The organism is Bradyrhizobium sp. MI1.11 (genome assembly GCF_055811255.1).
The window spans coordinates 1-18310 of record NZ_JBVVPM010000061.1 but is presented as its reverse complement, the minus strand read 5'-3'; the positions used below and the strand labels follow the sequence as shown (position 1 = coordinate 18310).

Here is an 18310-nt window from a genome sequence, read left to right as displayed (position 1 = left end):
TGCTTACTCAGTCTCGGCCGCAATGCCATCCGGCGCGATCAGCTGCGATGGAGCGCGCGAAAGACCTGCCCTGCGAATTGCGCCAGGCATTTCCGATCCGGGGTTAAGGCTTGGTCCAGTTGTCGCGTCTTCGGTCGAGCCCTTCGATTCATCAACGTCTGGTGATTTCGCTATTTTTCGCGAGAGCCAATCGCTGTTGCTCAAGGTACAGAGCGCATAGGCTTTCATCGGGAGCAGGAGGAAGATGTTGATCGGGGTGTGCAGCGAGAAGCCGATAAATCGAAGCTCGCCGGCGCGCAGGGCGGCCACGCTGCATCGAATCAGGGTCATCGCGACGATGGTCAGACCGGTCCACCAGGGCACGGTGCCCGTGAGCGCGAGCTGAGCGAGCGCGGCAATCGATGAGATGGCGAGCAGCAGCGGGCCGAGGTTCTGTCCAATCACGTCCAGCGTGAGGTACCGGTCGAGGCCGGGCAGCAGGTGCAAACCGAGCAGGGTGTCGCGGTAGGTGCTGCGCGCCCAGCGGAGCTGTTGGCGCAGATACGGCAAGAGCGTGTCCGGTACCACCGTGGCGGCGATGGCGTCCGGAACGTACTCCGTTCGGAACCCTGCCTTGAGCATGAGGATGGTCAGATGACGGTCCTCACCGAAGTCGCTGGGTTTTCCCCGGAAGAACTGCGTCTCGTATTGCTCGAGCAGCAACAGCAGCGCGGAGCGCCGGTACATGGCGCACGGCCCACAGCAGCACATGACGGCACCAAACCGCGTCTGCGCCGCGCGCTCCTCGTTGCAAGCCAACCAGTACTCCATGTCGATCAATCGGGTCAGCCAGCTGTCGTTTCGGTTGCTGGCCTTCAATTGGCCCATGGCCGCGCCGACGGCTGGATCCTGCATCTTGCGCACGAGCTTGCTGACCACGTCGCTGTCGATTTCCGTGTCAGAGTCGACGTTGAGCACGAGATCGCCGAATGAGCGGCGAATTGCTGCGATCTGCGCCTTGCGTTTTCCAACATTGCTTGGCAGCAGAATGATGGTGAATCTCGGGTCATACGCGTAGCTCGCATGGACCGCGGCCACTGCGCCGACATTTGCCGAGCCGTCGTCGACCACGTAGACCTGCAATCGCCCTGGGTAATCCTGACTTGCGATAGACTTCAGGCAGGCCGCCAGCGTGCGCGGGTCCTCGTTGAAGCAGGGCACGATGACATCGACGCTGGGCAGAGCATCGGCGTCGACCCCGTCGTACGGCGGCAGGGGAGCGTCGCTTCGCAGCGCATAAAGCGCCTGCGCGCTCTTGTGGACGCTGGAGAGCAACGCGTAGGAGGCAACAGCAGCGGTGCTGATGGTGGCAAGCAGGCTCATGGGAATCGATCTATTCAGTGAGGTTGAGGAAGCGACCGGATTGCAAATCCACGGTCATGCAGTGCTGGAATGAGTTGCGCGAGCGCCGTCACGGTCTGGTCGCGCCGACCAGCATGAGGGCAGCGTCCCAACTCGTCGGGAGGGCATCCGTCGTGCAGGAGCACGATTGCGCCCGGCTGGACCGAGGCCAGCACCGCGGCAACAATCGCCTCCACGCCGGGACGCGACCAGTCTTGCGGGTCGACTGACCAGTGCAGGGCTGCCAGTTCGGCCTTCGCCGACACGGCGAAGGCCTCCTTGCTCCAGATCCCGTACGGCGCACGCATGTGCCGCACAGAGGCCCCGGGGCAGGCCATTCCAATGACCTTATTCGTCGTGAGGATCTCGTATTCCACCTCATCCGCTATGCATTTGGCCAAGTCCGGGTGCGTCATTGTGTGGTTTGCGACCTCGTGCCCTTCTGCAATTATGCGCTGGATCAGCTGTGGCTGGGCCGCCGCGTATGCACCGATCACGCAGAAGGTGGCGGGCGTCCGATGCTGCGCCAGAACATCCAGGATAGCCGGCGTGCAAAGCGGGTTGGGACCATCATCAAAGCTCAGATAGACGCAAGGCTCTCCGCCGGCATCGGGGTAGTCGCTCCGCGCTTCAGTCGCGTCGTTTGTGGACCTCACAGTTCTGGCCCGTTCCGTTCGATCGTGTCACCCGCCGGCCAATCGCTCATGGGTCTCGCAATCGGCAGAACGAGGCCGACCACGTCCTCCACACGCGTCGGAGGCACAGTGAGGTAGATGTCCGGACGAGCGGACCGGACGCGGAGCCCTGGCAGAACAGTCGCCAATCCCTGTCGCCCGAGCAGCCTGGTAATATGTTTCTGCAGGGCAGCTCGGACCGTGCCAAAGCCGAACGGCACGCCAAGATCTCGCAATACGGGATACATCACTCGGATCGAGTGGGTTATTCCAAGCCCCTCCAGATCCGGGCGAACCCCGTACAATCCGAGTTCAGCCACGAGCAGATCGGTCTGACCAATTTTTATGAAGCGGCGTAGTGCCGCGATGTGAATCGCAACGCCACGATCATCGTAGCCGATTGCCCGAATTTCAGGCCTTGCGCCGGCCCAGCTTCGATGACCTTCAAAGGGCTTTGCATTGAATTCCCCGGTCGGACCATAGGTCTTCCGGAAGAAGTCGGATAATTCAATGTGGTCAGCAAGTTCAAGGTCATTCTCCCAGCACAACCTCCAACGGACTGGAGGGCGCGCCGAAACACCTCGTGTGGATTCTGGCACGATCATGTTCATAGGGCGTCATTCCTGTTCGCTATCTGGCTCCTGGCCAGCAGTTCGCTACCTTCGAAAGGCTTGCTCATGAACTGGAGTCCAGGGCCTCGCCTCACATCGTGTTTGGAATGGCCTGTGAGCAGAACGGCGGGAATCGCGCATCCGGATGCAACCAGATGATCGAAGAGCTCGAGGCCACTCATCGCGCTCGAGTGCATGTCCGCGATCAAGCACGACGTGATCGAACGGCGGTCTGATTTCGAGGACCCCTCTGCGCTCTCGAATGGTTCAGGCACGTAACCTGCGGAAAACACCATATCCGTCAGATCTTCACGCACTGACTGATCTGCATTCACAATCGCGACCACATCGCGCGTGTGCGCAACTTTCATCAGATTCGCCAAGGACGCCTTCGCTTGCATGTTCCGCACGATTTCACCGTCGCAAGGACGCAATCCAATCGGATGCGACCAAGGCACATTTGGCACCCGCAACCGGAGGGGTGCGACCGGACGGCAATCTACGGCCTGGTTGAGGGTTCGCTCAAGTCTACGGCGGTACACGGTGGATATAGAATGGGTTGGCGAAGCCATACGATGGTTTGCTCGTCGTATACGCCCACGCAACTTTGCGGATTCCGATCGTTCTAGCTCACGGCGATATGGCTTGCGCAACACGCGCGAAACTGCGACCGCTCGATCGAGACGTCTTGATTGATACCTAGCGCTGGGCTGAGACGCGCAACGGTTTGTAACCATTCTGATGGATCTGACATCTCTCTAAACTATCGTTTGCTATCCTCATTCGGTACAAATGGTAAAATCGATTATATCGATAGAACACATTCACAGCGTGGATCGCTCCGGATTATGCGTTTCAAGGGCCTTGATCTGAATCTACTCGTCGCGTTCGACGCCCTGGTGACGCAAGGCAATCTCACTACGGCGGCAAGAAGCATCAACCTCAGTCAACCTGCCATGAGTGCCGCCGTCGCGCGGCTTCGCACTTACTTTCGCGATGAGCTATTCACCATGAAAGGACGTAAGCTTGTCCCAACGCCGCGGGCTGAAGCGCTCGCAGCCCCGATTCGCGAGGCTCTCGCTCACATTCAGCACTCCATTATTTCTCCAGACGGCTTCGATCCGTCTCAATCGAATCGGCGATTTAGGATCATCCTGTCTGACTTCATGACCGTCGTGTTTCTTCGAGGGGTCGTGGACCGCGTCGCGCGGGAAGCACCAACAATCAGTTTCGAGTTGCTGCCGCCCGCAGAGGAACCTGATGAGCTTCTCCGGCGCGGTGAAGTCGATTTTCTCATGTATCCGCAGATGTTCATGTCGAGCGCGCATCCGAAGGCGGCTCTGTTCGAGGACACTTTCGTCTGCGTGGGCTGCCCCATGAACAAGCAGCTAGCATCGCGTCTCACGTTCGAGAAATACATCTCGATCGGGCACGTGGAAGCCCAGTTCGGGCGCTCCCTGAGGCCCTCCTTCCACGAATGGCTCTTGCTCGAGCATGGTTTCAAGATACGCACCGAGGTCGCGGTGCAGGGTTTTGGCATGATTCCGCCTATGTTATTGGGCACCAACCGTATAGCGAGCATGCCCTCAAGATTGGTCAGCCATTTCGCACAGACGATGCCGCTGCGGGTTGTCGAACCCCCCCTGCGACTTCTCACATTCACAGAGGCCGTCCAATGGCCCGCCATTCATAATACTGATCCTGCAAGCATGTGGTTGCGCAACATATTCTTGCAGCAGGCATCCACGATGGTCTCTCCATCCGAGATCAGCCAATGTCACGGCCCGTCGTAGGACTGTTCGGGCCGGTTGCGGCCTGCTCCCGCTGACCGAACTTACGCCAGGCCCGAAGCCCCCGGTCCTCTGATTGACGTTTGGCATAGTGAAAAAAAGCGCGCTTAAGCGTAGTTTGGTCGGGTCGCAGCCGATTGACTCGCCGTGCCGTGACGATCCTGCGCATCACACAGCTCGCTTGGCGGCTAAGGACTTTCCGCTGATTCGGACGGGACCGCATCACAGGTGCATGCGCCAGCTTCAGAGTACGCAGAAATTATGTGGCGTGTCCGGCGAACAATGTTCGGCCTCAGCACCAAACTCGCCTGAATCGCACTCCGCGTCAGGTTCAAGGCCAGCACCTGCGATCGAAGTTGCAGGCTTCACCTGGTAGCGAACCCGTGCTGTTTGCCTGAACTGGTGGATCTCATTTGCCTTCAACAGCGATGGAGTTAGTCCCGAAGCGCGCCACTAGATACAAATGGCTGATGACCGGCAGAGGCGCTTCCTGCTCGTTCAGGTCGTTCGACATGAAAGCTGAACGCAAACGCCGCCCACGATCGCGCACCCCAAAGCCAACCGCCAGCTCGCGCAAACCCGGATGGGCGGGGAAGACTGCGTGTCTTTGCACAATGTCACAATGAAAATTCGGAACACTTCCTCTCTCAACGGCGCTTATCTTCCTCTCGATGCGCGCGATGCCGCGTGATCGAGTGCAACTGCAAGCTTGCAGACCGCAGGACCAACCCGGATCAAGTGACATCAGCTGGCGGCACTTTTCCGGCTGCGCGCGTGTTGCGGTGAGGAGTGTTCATGATGAGAGGACCGCAACTGTGCCAAGGTGCGCCCGCGTAAGCGCTCGCCGCTCCCATTCGCCAAGCCTGCTCCTCCTCCAGCTTTCGATCATTTCGGCCGACATGTTCACCCGAGCCAAATCGGATCATCGGCGCGGGGTCCTTCTTTCCGATGTCGCAACAATCGTGTTTTTCGAAAGATCGCGGCGTGACTCACACCGCGCCACCGCCGTCCATCTCGAGCTGCTGCCTCGCACCGCTAACCCCGAAGGGCTCCTTTGCTGCGGCAAGATGATTTGCCTATCTTACCCGAAGCATCTATGTCCAGCGCGCTTGCCAAAGCGATACTGTTAGAGGCTGGAATTGAGTGAGTGAGCGGCCGGACGAGCAAGCCAATACCGCGACAGCTCGCCGTCGAGCCTTATGTTCGATGGGATCCTTGCGGCGAATCCGCCAGACACTGCCCCCCCGATCTGGGGAGTCGCTTTGACTTGAGCACGGTCTTAAGACGCGCATTAAACTCCTCCACCAAGCTACAGCATCTCTAGCATCTCTGCTTTGCTATTGCGGAGCCGTATAGCGGGGCTAACAAAGGCTTGCCAAGTGATTCTGCAAAGGCTGTGTCGCTAGGAATCCTTGCACTTCGGGTGGATTACATCTGCCGAGGGCCGTCCGATGTACTGCGCTCCGCGACACCGAGCCGGCGCAAGCCTAAACACGCAAGTTATTGCTGTATTAGTTATGCCAAGGCTTTCCCCGGGCGTGAGCGCGCGGCACCTGGGGCGGCCCGTAGACGCGTTTTGAGTGCCGCCACATGCGACGGATATGGCACGATTGTTCGAGACCCGGTCCTTAAATTGGGAGCAACGTTTTGCCAGGCGCTTCAGATGCGCCTGCGTTGAGATGATGTCTTCAGGACCGGTCTTGAGCTCCGCCTCCCCTCATTCTCCCGACGTTTACGGCGGCGGACCTGCGTCGTTGAAGAGCAGCCATCATCTTCCGGCACTCAAAACCTGGGAGCAATCGCGCGAGCGACGCCTTCGAGCCCACATTGCCAACACAAGAGGGCTAGCCGACGGTCGAAAAAGCTGTTAGGCGCCGAGCCGGCCGCCGCGCCGCGCCGCGCACGTGATCGCGCGACTGATCTACGATAATCAACCCAATCAACCGCACCGCGCGCCTAGGTAATAGACGTCACAGCAAGGATTGCGACTGAAAAAGAGCCATCTGGTCAGATCAGTGCTGTGTCTGGGCTTCCCGTTTCGGGAGGCCGTGTCTCAGCGGGTTGCCACGCACATGCTTTCGCTTCTCCTGATGATCAGGCCGCAAATAGCCACCGCTGCTGCAGGATCGAGGAGACATGTACAGTTCGGTTAGTGCGCTCTTGGGCAAAAGGGAAGCAAACGCCGTGTTGCACAACGGCACCACGTGGACGCACCCGTCACATTCTTTCGCACACGTCGCCGCTCCGTCTCCTTTTTGCCCCACCACAGCCAAACGGCTTCGTCACGTGCGGCGCGAGTGCAATCATCAAGGGAGCTTTCTGTTGGATAAGCCGAGCGGAGTCTACGATCCGGATGATCTCGCGAGCTTGGGAAGGCTGTTCGATCAAGCGATCGCGTCTTTACCGTCATGCATGCGAACCAGCGAGAATCGCGTGGCGATCGCCAGACTGGTGATGCAACGCGCAGCGAGGGACGAATTGGCGTCGCTAGCGTACTTGATGCTTGCACTTGTCTCGGCCGCTTGAGCACCGGCATGCACTCTAACCTTCTGGGGCCTGCAGCAAGAGACGCATCATCTAGATCATTGAAATAACTTGATTCTCACGTGACGTCAGGTTGTAGGCTTGCAAATTGAGGATCATGACAAACGCGATACCACGACGGCGCCGATGGCGCATTGGAGAACTTGCAGAGGCGACCGGTGTAACCGTACGCACTCTGCATCATTACGAACATACCGGGTTATTGACGGTGTCGGAACGTACCTGTGGCGGTCACCGCATGTACGATCGGGAAAGCCTACAACGCGTCTCCCAGATTCGCGCTCTACGTGAGCTCGGCTTCTCGCTTCCTGAGATCCGCAAGGCGATCGAGGGGCGGACATCTCTCACGGACCTGTTGCGAAACCATCTGGAGCGGATTGAGCTTCAAGTCGCGCGCGCGACATTATTACGGGATCGATTGCGCACTATGACGACGCAAGGTAAGAGAGAAGTCGGTGTCGACGAGCTGCCGGCGACGCTAGATGCCATGTCGCGGATTGAGGAGCGTACCCCCTCTGCCATCTGCACGTGCGCCTCTAACGCTAGCCGCGAAGATCGGTGGCGAAAGATTCGGGACGAGCTGCGAAGCTGCATGGACCAGGGTGAGCCTCCGTGCTGCGAGCGGGCAAATGCAATCGCGCGTCAGGCCCGTTCGCTGCTGACTGAGATCGCAGGAGTTGATTCGACTGTCTCGATGATACTTAAGGTGCTGACGCGATTGACCGAACCACACAATCTCGCCGGCTGGGATGCGAGCCTCATGCGATACCTCGATCTCGCCCTCGCCGCGCTGGAGGACCAGCTGGGAAAGAGTTGAGCGCACCCGTTGCGACGCCCTATTACTGAAATGTCTCTAAACCGGATGAGGTGATGGTGATCCTGTCTGACCGCGGATGGTTTGTCCCTAGCAGTCGCCTCGGACTCTGCGTTGTCGGTTGGGTCTTTCGCTCTGTCGATCTTGGCAATCAACCCCAACGAGCACGCTTCGAAGTACTTGATTCGTACGTAGCGTCACATTGTACCTTCTAAAGCATCGACGGGGCGACAGACAGAGCGCCGGTTAAACCGAGGTAGACTCCAATGATCGGCATTAGTTTCGGAAGTTCTCGGTGAGAGTTCTCGACGAGAACAAGTCGATGGATGGTCGTACGCGCCTTCCAAGCGCCTCCTCGGCACACGCCTGTCGAGCACGGGAGACTGGCGAATCTACCGGGTATCAGCAGAATGTTCGATATTGGTCCTGTCAGCCCCTAGACGACCGCTTCTCTTGACCAGTGTCGGAACGTCTGCTCGTCCGTGCCCGCCCGAAGCTTATGGCCCAACCTGGCAACAACCTGAGCCTATTCGTACGCAACCTGAGTTCGATCCAAACATCATTGCGCCAGACTGTTGGCCGCCGCGTCATACCAGAATGGCGAAGCAGACCAAGTCGTCTCGCGAGACACCGGGAGTCATAATATGACGATCCTTCGCATTCACAGGCTTGCAGCTGCTGCGCTCCTTTCCGTGGCCCTGAGCTCGAGCGCCAGGGCAAAAGATGTTTACATTGCCATAGCGGGTCCGATGACGGGAAGCACTGCGGCGCTCGGCGCGCAGATACGCGATGGAGCGGCCGCAGCTGTGGATTCGATAAATGCTTCGGGTCTGCTGCCTGACACAAGGCTCATATTGAGAATCGCCGACGACGCATGCGATCCCAAGCAGGCTGTCGCTGTCGCCAATCGCCTGACAACTGACGGAATCAAGCTCGTCGTTGGTCACTTCTGTTCATCTTCGTCGATTCCGGCTTCAGACATATACGCCGAAGCCGAGGTAATTCAGATTTCACCTGGGTCCACCAATCCCCGTCTGACAGAGCGTGGCCTAACGACCCTGTTTCGGATTTGCGGCCGCGATGACCAGCAAGGCAGAGTTGCCGCCGAATACATCGCGCGGCATCACCAAGGTGCAAAGCTCGCAGTCCTCGACGACAAGAGCACAGCAGGCAGGGGTATCGCCGATATCGTTGAATCGCGCCTTCGTGCAGCCGGCGAGCATCCCGTTCGACAAAGCTATGTTGCAGGCGAGAAGGATTATACCGCTCTCGTTTCGCGACTGAAGAGAGAGGGAATCCAGCTCGTCTATATCGGCGGCTATTACAACGAGATCGGCCTGATCGTGCGTCAAGCCGCGGAGGCGGGCGCACGTCTGACCGTGATCGCCAACGATCCGCTGATGACAACCGACTTTTGGGCCATTGCCGGCGAGGCCGCGAACGGCACGCTCTTTACGTTTATGCCGGACCCGACGAAGAATGCTGCAGGCGCAGCTGCTGTCGCCAAGCTCAAGGGTTCGGACCTAACCGCCGCAGGTTACACGCTCTACGCTTATGCCGCGGTTCAAGCATGGGCCGACTCCGTCAAACGGGCCGGCACCTTCGATGCTATGCGGGTCGCTGCGGCCCTCCGCTCCGAGTTAATCGACACGGCTATTGGCACTGTTAGATTCGACTTCAAGGGAGACAATGCCGCTCCTGGTTTCATCGTTTACCGCTGGCGCGACAATACCGTCGAAGCGGTCGAGCAGAACTGACCGCCCGTGCCAACACCGTACGGAGCGTTCGAATGATGAACCATCCTCGATATATCGATTACGCGCTGCTCACGTGCCTCGCAATCGCGGCAGTCGCAGCATTTCTCACCCTCGCAGCAATGCTATCACAGCTATCGTGCGCGCTCGCAGGGCCGCCCGAAGAGTACGTTCCCATTCGTCTGGTGCCACTGCAGTGAGCATCACATCCACATTCGTAAGGCCGACGAAGACCGGTGTCTTCTTCCAGTCAGTGAAATTGATGCCCGCCTCGCTCTCGGGAGTGAGCTGTCAGGACCTCTTTAGAACGACCGTACGTCGTGAAACGATGTCAGTCACGCGCAGTCCGTCTGCGGATTGCGCGAGCTTGAGCCAATCGTTAGCTGCGCTGTTCGGTCGAGGGACTTCCATCCCTTTCCTGGAAGCAGGTATTGGTTCGGAAAACGCCGTGCGACGCCTGATCCGTGCTGATCGCTATCGGACCTTGAGACGGAGTCTGATCCGGTACGGCCCTTAGAGCCAAGTCTGCCTCCCAACACTCACATTCACGCGGGCCTCGCGCTTCTCGGGTCCGAACAAAGCGCACGCACCCACGTAGGCTCGCCGAACGCCCTCAACTACTCTCGTCGACAAAAAGGGAGAACACCACTTTGGATGCAAAGTTGCAGACTATGCTTTCCTCGCTTTCGCCGGTGGTTCGCGAATTGGATGCTCTACCGTCCGGGCGGCCCACCACCGGCAACAATTGCGTGAAACTAAACACGAACGAGAACCCCTTTCCTTTGCCAAGCGTCGTGATGCGAAGCGCAATTGCAGCTCTCGAGCTGCAATACCGCTATCCAGAAGACGACAATGTCAGCTTGAGGCAAGCGGCCGCAGCTGCCTATGGCATAGCAACTGATCGCGTGATGGCTGGCAATGGATCGTCTGAACTGCTCAGCCTCATTTACAGAGCCTTTCTTGCCCCGGGCGACGACGTTGCAATGATGTCGCCGGGTTTTTCATTCAATCGCAAGCTTGCCATGCTGCAAGGGGCCCGCTTCATTGAAATTCCCTGGTCTGAACCGGACTGCTTGCCGATGGACGAGCTGCTTTTCGGTTCGGCTAAACATGCCAAGTTCATTCTGCTGGCCAATCCGAACAATCCAACTGGAACCTTTGTTCCGCTCGCCGAGATCGAACGCCTCGTTACACGATCTGACCGATTGATCGTACTGGACGAAGCTTACGTCGATTTCGCACCTGAGGACGGCCTACGCCTCGTTGAGCAACATTCGAATCTTGTGGTCCTGCGCACATTTTCCAAGAGTTATTCCGCCGCTGGCATCCGCGTCGGATTCGGCTTCGGCCATCCCGAGCTGATCGGGAGACTTCGCAACATCCAGAATGTCTTCAATATGAATGTGGTCGCTCACGCCGTGGGGATGAGCGTCCTTGCGCATCGCGACGCTTATGAGGAGAACCATCGCCACGTCAGGCTTGAGCGCCAGCGCGTAACGGCCGCCCTCTCTGAATTTGGATTCTGCGTAACGCCTTCCCACGCGAACTTCCTCCTCGCCCGTGTGCCGGTAGGCCAGGGTGGCAGATGGTGGCAGGCGGCGTTGCAAGACCAGAGAGTCCTTGTTGCCTTCTTTCCGGATGCCGGCCTGGAAGAGTGCATTCGGGTTAGCATCGGTACAAAGCGCCAGATGGATGCGTTTCTTGGCGCCGTCGGCAGCATTCTTAGGAAAGTGGGATGTCGTGGCTAATGGTCCCTTCCACTCATGTCACAGATGTCTGTCGTAATCGATCCGGACCCACACATGATGCAGCTTCGCGAGGCAGCCCCGAGCCAGTTTGTTCTCCAGTCGCCGCATTACGACCCGTTGTGAACGGCTTCGCAGTAATACAGCGCATTGCCAGCGAGCGCCTCTTGCACTCCCAAAACCCGGCGGACTCCGGTCCTCTCTATATAGGAGATGAGTGAGTGAGAAACGTGGTTCCCTCAAATCTGACCTGCGGCATCTTTGATCATCTTGACGAGGACGGCCGCGATATCGCACGGCAATACGCGGACCGCCTTACGCTGGCGGAGGCCTACGACCGGCTCGGTTTCTATGCCTATCATCTGGCGGAGCATCATTGCACTCCGCATGGACTGGGTCCGTCGCCGAACTTGTTTCTGTCAAGCGTCATACAACGCACACGGCGACTTCGCGTCGGTCCTTTGGTCATGCTGCTCAACCTCTATCACCCGCTGCGGGCATTCGAGGAGATCTGCATGTTGGATCACCTGAGCGGCGGCAGGGTTGAGGTCGGCCTTGGTCGCGGCTCTCTGCCGATCGAATTGAGCTATTTTGGCGTTGGAGCCGATGTGGCCTCGAGCCGTTACGAGGAAGCTTCCCAAATCTTCGTTGGCGCGATGAATGGGGGCCCGCTCTCATACGAAGGGCAGCATTTTGCGCTGCGCGAAGTCCCTTTGACGCTTTCACCTCACCAGCGTCCTTGTCCCCCAACGTGGATTGCGACAAATCGGCCAGACTCCGCCCGCTGGGCGGCGGCAAATGGCGCCAATCTCGCGTGCATGGGCGCTTCTTCTGCCGTTCGTAAGATAACCGATGTCTATCGCGCTCATCAAAACGCCGAGGGTGACGTCAACAGTTCAGCACCATTTCTCGCGTTGCTCCGCATGGTCGTTATTGCCAGCTCTGAAGCAGTGGCCCGCTCACTCGCGGCGCGAGCCTACGCAACATGGCTCAAGAGCTTTAAGTTCCTGTACGACCTCAATGACATCCTGCCTCCGTCCAACCTGCCCCTGACATTGGATGCCGCAATTGAGAGTGAACTGTGCGTTGTCGGCACGCGCGCTTCGGTGCGCCAAACGCTTCTCGATCACGTCGAAGAGGCAGGCGTCAACTATCTCCTTTGCCAGCTCGCCTTCGGATCTCTACCACTGGATGCCTGCCTCAACACCGCAAATGCCATTCACTCCGAGCTCATAGCGGCAGATCACTGACGGTGACCCGACAGCGGTTCAATAACTTCGCCCTTGACCCGGCAATGGCGACAGCGAGGCCAATGAGTACCGCAGCCGAATGCATCGATCAGGCTGCTCTTATCGTTCAAATGGCCATTACGCGCATGCGATCCGTTCGACTACATTACCAAACAGGACGCTTTACGGCAGTAAATGCACTGACTCTAATTTTGCGTGCGTGGGTATCGACCGAACAGTGGCCGGCATGGACAGGAGAGTTAGCTCACGCTGATCCCGCTCTGGCACGCCAGTTCGTCTATCGCATTTCACACGAATCGAAGGTGTGCCCTATCGTCCGGTCGGGCCTGTCGTGACGCAGTGCCGGCGGCGCTCGGACCAGACGGAGGAGATCGCGCGCAAGCTCGAGATCGTGCTGGCGGAGTTGGCTGCACTGCGCATTCTGCTGGCTGCGCACGGCATTAGCACCCCGCCACCTCTCGATGATGACTACCTCACTGTTCAGCGGTTCGCGGCTATGAATCACATAAGCCCCGAAGCCGTGCTCTCTCGGATCCGCCGCGGCAAGTTGCGTGCGGAGAAACGCGGTGGCCGCTGGTGGGTGAAATGCACGTTTTGCTCAGCATAGCCGTGCAGTGACGAGGACAGTAAGAGAGAATGGATCAAGATCCGGAAGCGGTACATGGAAATGATCTGTGCGTTCAAGTTGGTATCTCCTCTGGGCTCGACCGGACAGCCAATGGAAAATCAAGAGATTTATCGAAGTCAACCTGGCGCACGACCAACACACCGCCGCGAGGCTCGATCTCGATGCCCTACGCAATCACACCGCGTGGGCGCCCCGAGCACTGGGACATCGGATCACCATGTTTGCGTGACCGGGATCACTCAGTCAATTCGGTCTCATCAACAGAGCGATCTGAGTGAACAAACGAAAGAGCACGGACGCGTGCCACCAAAAGTTCCACTCCGGCTGCTGCAAGTCTTGTGGCGAATGGAACGCCGCACACACGCTCCATCTCGGTTTTGATCATGAGCCACCGCACGCTTACGGCCTGGAGCATCGGAAGAAGGATGCTTTGCTCGCAAATCGCACACCTTGCGAGTTTCCCTGAGCATAACTCGAACGTCCGTCTCACACCCGCTGGGGCGTAGCAGTGGAAAATGTATCGAGATCATTCGCCTCTTCAGGCGTCGGCTAGCGTGCCGGTGTCAAACGGGGACCAATCTGATTTCGCTGGGATGCTCGCCAGAATCTGGCTGGAGAAGGAGATAGCCGATGATGTCGCCAAGACTGATGTCAGTCCTCGGGTCGATGGTAGCGGTCGAGCGTATGTTTTGGAAACTTAGAGAATTGATCGACGGCGACAGCTCGATCCCACCTGATGTTCGAGAGACGCTTCATGTCATGTTAGACGCAAAGCTTCTTGCCGCTAAGGATCAGATCATGAGCGACGCGCGCGCTGCAATTGATGCAACTCCCGATTTGCCGCAGGCGGCCCGCGACCGAGCATATAGGTCGCTCGATTCTGCAATGAAAATGTTCATGTCCAGAGAACCGCGCCGCACTCAGCATCCTCGTAGCGAAGTCGGTATGTCCAGCGCTCATCCCGAGATGCATTGATGCATGCTCCGCTCCATCGATCGCTTGCCGCGACATTTGGCATTGCTCGTCTAACCAACTCGAGGTTTCGCCTAGCACCTGGCGGAATTCTGCTTAAGACGTTGGTTAACTCACTCGTGCACGTAGAGCAGCGTCTTTCTCATCACAGATGGTCTCGTCAGTAGGCAAGGCCGCGGGAAGCATGGCTGCGGCACCTTCTCCGGCACTATCAGGGCGACAATCGCAATTCCGGCCCTCGATCTCAGAGGATGCGTGCGGCCCCCCTTGCACTTCAATGCGGCCGGCTGGCAGCCTGCCGACCCTCAAACAGCCGGCGCGCCACGACAGTTGCGCCGATTGCGCAGCGGGTGGGACGATGCCGTCGGGAGATTGCACCACTGACCACACCACATCGATGCCCATCACGAGTTTCTTTCCTGCAACCATGACGGCGTGGACTGCTCCACGACTGACCTGCAGAGCTGTCTCAGGCTACGAGAAGAGAGATCCAAAACCTTGCCGGACGTCGCTTTGATCTCGCGTCAGGATCAACGTCGCGCTGACCGTGACCAATAGTTCCTGGCCGAGTTCGATTGTTGAGCTAGCCTACCTAAACTAAGAGGTTTCGAAGGTGCGGTTTCCTTCCTAGAACTCGATCCGCGATGGTCAGTACAGCGGATGCATCATGAAGCCTGACGAGCGCCTCGCCGAAGTCCTTGAAAACAGCGCGTGTTTTGATGATGAGGCATGGGAGGTATGGGCACAGTGCCTCTCACCCACCGAGCGCCTGGCGTATATTCGCAAGCATCGCTCTCACTTCCGGTTCACAGATTACGATGAAGTAATAGCTGTTTTACGCGGTCGTCGCTTCACCGGTTGCTCATCGCAGCTCCTTAGATGGCGCCACAGGATACGCGCAAGGACGTTGCAAAGTGCTTTGCTCTTCTCGGTTGCGGTTTGGCTGGGGGTCATCTGGCTTGCGGTGCGCTTCATCCGCTGAGATCAGCAGCCGGGTTACGCTTGCGCTGAAGATCACTCTGACGGCACGCAATCAACGATGCGGCTAATAGTCCGCCCTCCTATTCATGGCAACAGCGGCTGCATCTAAGGGGATATCGGAGTGGGCGCGCTCGCAGCTATTGTCAAACAATGACGTCGCTCGCTTCCTTGGGTCGCATATGTCAATTCAAATAAGATTAAGGCGAATCGCCTTGACGACGCACTGGGTACGGCTGTTCGTCTCCAGCTTTCGCATTGCGTTCTTGAGGTGAAAGTTGACGGTATTCTCGCTGACCTTTAGAATCACCCCGATTTCCCAAGATGATTTTCCCTGTTCGACCCACCGGAGGCAGTCCTTCTCTCGTTCGGATAGAGCCACTTCCATTTGGCATCTGCCCTCCGATGAAGGCGCGATCTCTGCAAACGCATGATGAAACTGCCAAGCCAATGCGTTGAGATGACTGAGACGATGCTCAGGGTCGGCATCGTCGAAACTGGACGCAAACGATACGACGGATAGCCGTCCGAATGGTCCAAACAGTGGTACGGTCACGCCATGCTTCAGGCCGGCCTCTCTGGCCTCATTCAACAAACGCGTTTCGCCCGGTTGCAATTGATGTTGGTCGGCGAGTCGATCCCATAGAAACGGCGCCGATAGCATCGTCGTCCGCCGAACCACGGGGTCAATCTCATTGTACCCGCGTTCAGAATAGCGCTCGCACCAATCGGAAGGAAAGTTCACCGTCACTGGCGCCCGGAGATACTCTGGCAGGCGAGTCGGCCCCGTGTCGGTCAGTGACCCGTAAGCCACTTGACCGAACCCCAGTTCGCTCGAACAGCTCACAAGCAGATCGAACAGCGCCGTGAGAGATCGCGTTTGTCTTGCACAGTCGACGAAGCTAAATAAGTCCATTTGGCGCCTCACGCCGCCGACTTAGGCAGGCCAGTACTGCGTGGTTTCACTGAAGCCTGTCTGAGGGGATTTCGGCGCCATTTCGGGCTCCTCTTGCTTGCGAAGTTCTCGACCGAATGCGACAAGCATACTTCTCGTTCGCGCTGCAGAGCACTCTTTCTCCCGGTCGGATACTCGTCTTGATGGAGCGACTGTGCATGTGCTTCTTTCCGGGCGGACGGACCTGAACTTGGCCCAGCAAGTGTCGTACCAGCTAGTGCGCTCGCGAAATCTCGCACAATGACAAGCAATTTGAGACTCCGGCTCTAGCCAGCCCAACGATCGCTGTCGCAATTGCGACATTCGTCGCAAGTGCGACAGCCTTACTGGCAATATTGGCAAGGCATCATATTCTGCACCAGCAAACTGACGACCTAAGATCGTTTAACTTTGGCTCGGGCGTGGAAGCCCGTTGGGGAGCGTTTGCAATCGGCGCGATGGGCGCTGTCGGCTTTGGAATAGGCGCTAATGTTCCTGCGCGTTCGACATTGCCGCGGATTGTTGAAGCAGCGGCCTCTAGTTCCTTCTTCCAGTCCATCTTGTGTGTTTCCCCGAACGGTCATCGGACGAGGCTAACTTGGTGCGGTACGCGCGCCCAGCGACCCCTTTTGGTAGTTGCGAGGCCGCTGCATGTCGGCAAAATGGTGGCCGATGAGCCTTCTAGATGCACCGATGCGGTATATGATCCGCCGTGACGCGCTCGGGTGGACTGTGGTCGATGCCATGACCGGGCAGGTGGCGTACCGGGGCACCGTCACACTGACGGGACTTGCGCTACAAGAGGCTGATTTCTGGGCCGATGCAATGTCGTGGCTTCACCGCGAGGAAAACCGGCCGCAGAATGGTCGATAGCGCAAACCCAAGCATCTGTCGGGTTTTGGGTGAAATGCCGGGCCTGCGCGTGGCCCTCGGCGAAGTTTGTTACGCGTGTGTTATCCAAACAGGTTGTGCCACGAGGAGTCTTGCAGCATTCCATGGCGTGTCGGAACCAGGGAGGGAGCCGATGTGCACAGTATTGCCTTACGTGGGAATTGGCCTCTGCGTGTCTCTTTACGGCCTGGCTGGCGTTGGGGCTGGTGTTCTGAGCCTGGAGACGCTCGAAGTGGCATGCATCGGCGAAGGAACGCGGCACAAATGGACCGCGGGAGAACGTGTGGTCGTTTGCGATGCGGCGGGATCGCGTCTCAGCGGTAAGCAGAGAGTCGTTCTCGGGTTCGAGCGCTACGCGGAGTAGGCTTCGCGTCTTGCTTGATGGTTCGAGGGGGCCGATTACCCTGCACGTGAGCTTCGTCAACCAAGTGACGCAACAGGATGGAGGATCAGAACGATGCGATGAGCGCAGCCTACGCGGATCGCGCAAAGATCAAAACTCACCTGCGTCAAACTAGTCGGCTGTGACCACTCTCTGGCATGGAAGCAGGATCGCCAGGCTCCCGACAGCCGAACTTTGATAGGAGACGGACGTGGCGAAGGCTATTGTAAAATGGTTCAACGCGATCAAGGGTTTCGGCTTTATTCAGCCGGATGAGGGCGGCCAAGATGGTTTTGTGCACATCAGCGCCGTCGAGCGCGCTGGCCTCTCGGACCCGCGCGAAGGGCAGACAGTCTCTTACGAGGTTAAAGTCGACCCGAAGCGGGGTAAGAGCAGCGCGGAAAATCTGCGTGTCTGATTTGTTGTCGTAGGCGCCTGACCCTCAGCCCCCCAGCCCAAGTCTGGCGCTTACCTCGGAACGACCCCAGCGCGTTACGCACTGGGGTCGTTTCATTTCTCGCCGCTTTTCGACGTTTCGTCGGGTCCGACAGTGGTTTTTTCAGCATCGGGCGATTGGCGATCCTTTGAAACCCATCCGACCAATCCGGCCAGCACGAGGACAGCTCCGGCGAGTGCCCAACCAGTGGATACCGGTGAAGACTGCCGAACAACAAGCAGCCAGCATGATTTTGCGAACGCGAGAGATGCTGATGAGGCAGCGCAGCCAGACGGCAAATGCTCTGCGTGCTCATATGGCCGAATTGGGCATTATCGCCGGGACAGGCATGGCCGGCATCGCAAAACTCCTGGTGCTTCTCCGGGACGAAAAAGACAATAGGGTCTCCGACGCCGCCCGCTTTGCCCTGATCCTATTCGCTGAACAGATCATAGAGAAGCTCGACAGAGAGATTTTGGTTGCCGTCAGAAAGGACCCCGATGCGAGGCGTCTGATGAGCATACCGG

At 58.1% G+C, this 18310-nt stretch carries 15 protein-coding genes and 1 pseudogene; 11 read left to right on the top strand and 5 right to left on the bottom strand.

The window, feature by feature from the left end; genetic code table 11:
• Positions 1-3: 3 nt before the first annotated feature.
• Genes nodC through AC0L30_RS35915 form a run of 4 tightly spaced genes read right to left on the bottom strand, consistent with a single transcriptional unit; the run spans position 4 to position 3048 of the window.
• The gene (gene nodC / locus AC0L30_RS35930; protein WP_473308684.1) at positions 4-1362 is read right to left on the bottom strand and encodes a chitooligosaccharide synthase NodC; all 1359 of its coding nucleotides are present in this window, start codon (positions 1360-1362) and stop codon (positions 4-6) included.
• A gap of 14 nt (positions 1363-1376) precedes the next feature.
• A complete protein-coding gene (gene nodB, locus AC0L30_RS35925; RefSeq protein ID WP_473308685.1) occupies positions 1377-2036 on the bottom strand; it encodes a chitooligosaccharide deacetylase NodB in 660 nt (219 codons plus the stop codon).
• Positions 2033-2665, bottom strand: a complete 633-nt coding sequence (locus tag AC0L30_RS35920) for a NodA family N-acyltransferase (protein WP_473308686.1) — start codon at positions 2663-2665, stop codon at positions 2033-2035. The genes nodB and AC0L30_RS35920 overlap by 4 nt, the downstream gene beginning before the upstream one ends.
• Positions 2662-3048 carry a response regulator transcription factor gene (locus AC0L30_RS35915; RefSeq protein WP_473308687.1) on the bottom strand — a complete coding sequence of 129 codons (387 nt, stop codon included), beginning with the start codon at positions 3046-3048 and terminating at the stop codon, positions 2662-2664. Before AC0L30_RS35915 ends, AC0L30_RS35920 begins: the two co-directional genes overlap by 4 nt.
• Before the next feature lie 465 nt (positions 3049-3513).
• On the opposite strand from AC0L30_RS35915, the gene AC0L30_RS35910 reads away from it, so the two are divergent.
• The 8 genes from AC0L30_RS35910 to AC0L30_RS35875 all read left to right on the top strand — a co-directional run bounded on the left by AC0L30_RS35910 (position 3514) and on the right by AC0L30_RS35875 (position 15144).
• A complete protein-coding gene (locus tag AC0L30_RS35910; protein WP_007605762.1) occupies positions 3514-4458 on the top strand; it encodes a LysR family transcriptional regulator in 945 nt (314 codons plus the stop codon).
• A gap of 2638 nt (positions 4459-7096) precedes the next feature.
• Entirely contained in the window at positions 7097-7816 is a 720-nt protein-coding gene (locus AC0L30_RS35905; protein WP_473308688.1) for a MerR family transcriptional regulator, read from the top strand.
• A 641-nt stretch (positions 7817-8457) separates the two neighbouring features.
• Positions 8458-9570: a branched-chain amino acid ABC transporter substrate-binding protein gene (locus AC0L30_RS35900; protein WP_473406297.1), complete on the top strand. Its 1113-nt coding sequence runs from the start codon at positions 8458-8460 to the stop codon at positions 9568-9570.
• 668 nt (positions 9571-10238) lie between these two features.
• Positions 10239-11315, top strand: a complete 1077-nt coding sequence (hisC, locus tag AC0L30_RS35895) for a histidinol-phosphate transaminase (protein WP_473308697.1) — start codon at positions 10239-10241, stop codon at positions 11313-11315.
• Positions 11316-11533: 218 nt separating this feature from the next.
• On the top strand, positions 11534-12562 hold the full coding sequence (locus AC0L30_RS35890) for an LLM class flavin-dependent oxidoreductase (protein ID WP_473406296.1): 1029 nt from the start codon (positions 11534-11536) through the stop codon (positions 12560-12562).
• A gap of 304 nt (positions 12563-12866) precedes the next feature.
• A complete protein-coding gene (locus tag AC0L30_RS35885) occupies positions 12867-13169 on the top strand; it encodes a hypothetical protein (RefSeq protein WP_473308691.1) in 303 nt (100 codons plus the stop codon).
• Positions 13170-13820: 651 nt separating this feature from the next.
• Positions 13821-14165, top strand: coding sequence for a hypothetical protein (locus tag AC0L30_RS35880; RefSeq protein ID WP_473308692.1), 345 nt, complete (start codon positions 13821-13823; stop codon positions 14163-14165).
• A gap of 664 nt (positions 14166-14829) precedes the next feature.
• Positions 14830-15144: a hypothetical protein gene (locus tag AC0L30_RS35875; RefSeq protein WP_473308693.1), complete on the top strand. Its 315-nt coding sequence runs from the start codon at positions 14830-14832 to the stop codon at positions 15142-15144.
• 186 nt (positions 15145-15330) lie between these two features.
• Here the strand turns inward: AC0L30_RS35875 and AC0L30_RS35870 are convergent, their stop codons facing one another.
• Positions 15331-16056, bottom strand: coding sequence for a helix-turn-helix transcriptional regulator (locus AC0L30_RS35870; RefSeq protein WP_473308694.1), 726 nt, complete (start codon positions 16054-16056; stop codon positions 15331-15333).
• A gap of 669 nt (positions 16057-16725) precedes the next feature.
• On the opposite strand from AC0L30_RS35870, the gene AC0L30_RS35865 reads away from it, so the two are divergent.
• The 3 genes and pseudogenes from AC0L30_RS35865 to AC0L30_RS35855 all read left to right on the top strand — a co-directional run.
• Complete coding sequence (locus AC0L30_RS35865) at positions 16726-16947, top strand: hypothetical protein (RefSeq protein ID WP_473308695.1); 222 nt, start codon at positions 16726-16728, stop codon at positions 16945-16947.
• Positions 16948-17558: 611 nt separating this feature from the next.
• Positions 17559-17765 (top strand): cold-shock protein, encoded by a 207-nt coding sequence (locus tag AC0L30_RS35860; protein ID WP_473308696.1) that lies wholly within the window; start codon positions 17559-17561, stop codon positions 17763-17765.
• A 235-nt stretch (positions 17766-18000) separates the two neighbouring features.
• Positions 18001-18310 (top strand): annotated as a pseudogene (locus AC0L30_RS35855) (IS110 family transposase); the annotation flags it as partial.

Bases quoted from the DNA above. Each gene is read 5' to 3' on its own strand.
- nodC (WP_473308684.1), bottom strand. From the start codon at position 1,362: ATGAGCCTGCTTGCCACCATCAGCACCGCTGCTGTTGCCTCCTACGCG.
- AC0L30_RS35920 (WP_473308686.1), bottom strand. From the start codon at position 2,665: ATGAACATGATCGTGCCAGAATCCACACGAGGTGTTTCGGCGCGCCCT.
- AC0L30_RS35910 (WP_007605762.1), top strand. From the start codon at position 3,514: ATGCGTTTCAAGGGCCTTGATCTGAATCTACTCGTCGCGTTCGACGCC.
- AC0L30_RS35905 (WP_473308688.1), top strand. From the start codon at position 7,097: ATGACAAACGCGATACCACGACGGCGCCGATGGCGCATTGGAGAACTT.
- AC0L30_RS35900 (WP_473406297.1), top strand. From the start codon at position 8,458: ATGACGATCCTTCGCATTCACAGGCTTGCAGCTGCTGCGCTCCTTTCC.
- hisC (WP_473308697.1), top strand. From the start codon at position 10,239: ATGCTTTCCTCGCTTTCGCCGGTGGTTCGCGAATTGGATGCTCTACCG.
- AC0L30_RS35880 (WP_473308692.1), top strand. From the start codon at position 13,821: ATGATGTCGCCAAGACTGATGTCAGTCCTCGGGTCGATGGTAGCGGTC.
- AC0L30_RS35875 (WP_473308693.1), top strand. From the start codon at position 14,830: ATGAAGCCTGACGAGCGCCTCGCCGAAGTCCTTGAAAACAGCGCGTGT.
- AC0L30_RS35870 (WP_473308694.1), bottom strand. From the start codon at position 16,056: ATGGACTTATTTAGCTTCGTCGACTGTGCAAGACAAACGCGATCTCTC.
- AC0L30_RS35865 (WP_473308695.1), top strand. From the start codon at position 16,726: ATGTCGGCAAAATGGTGGCCGATGAGCCTTCTAGATGCACCGATGCGG.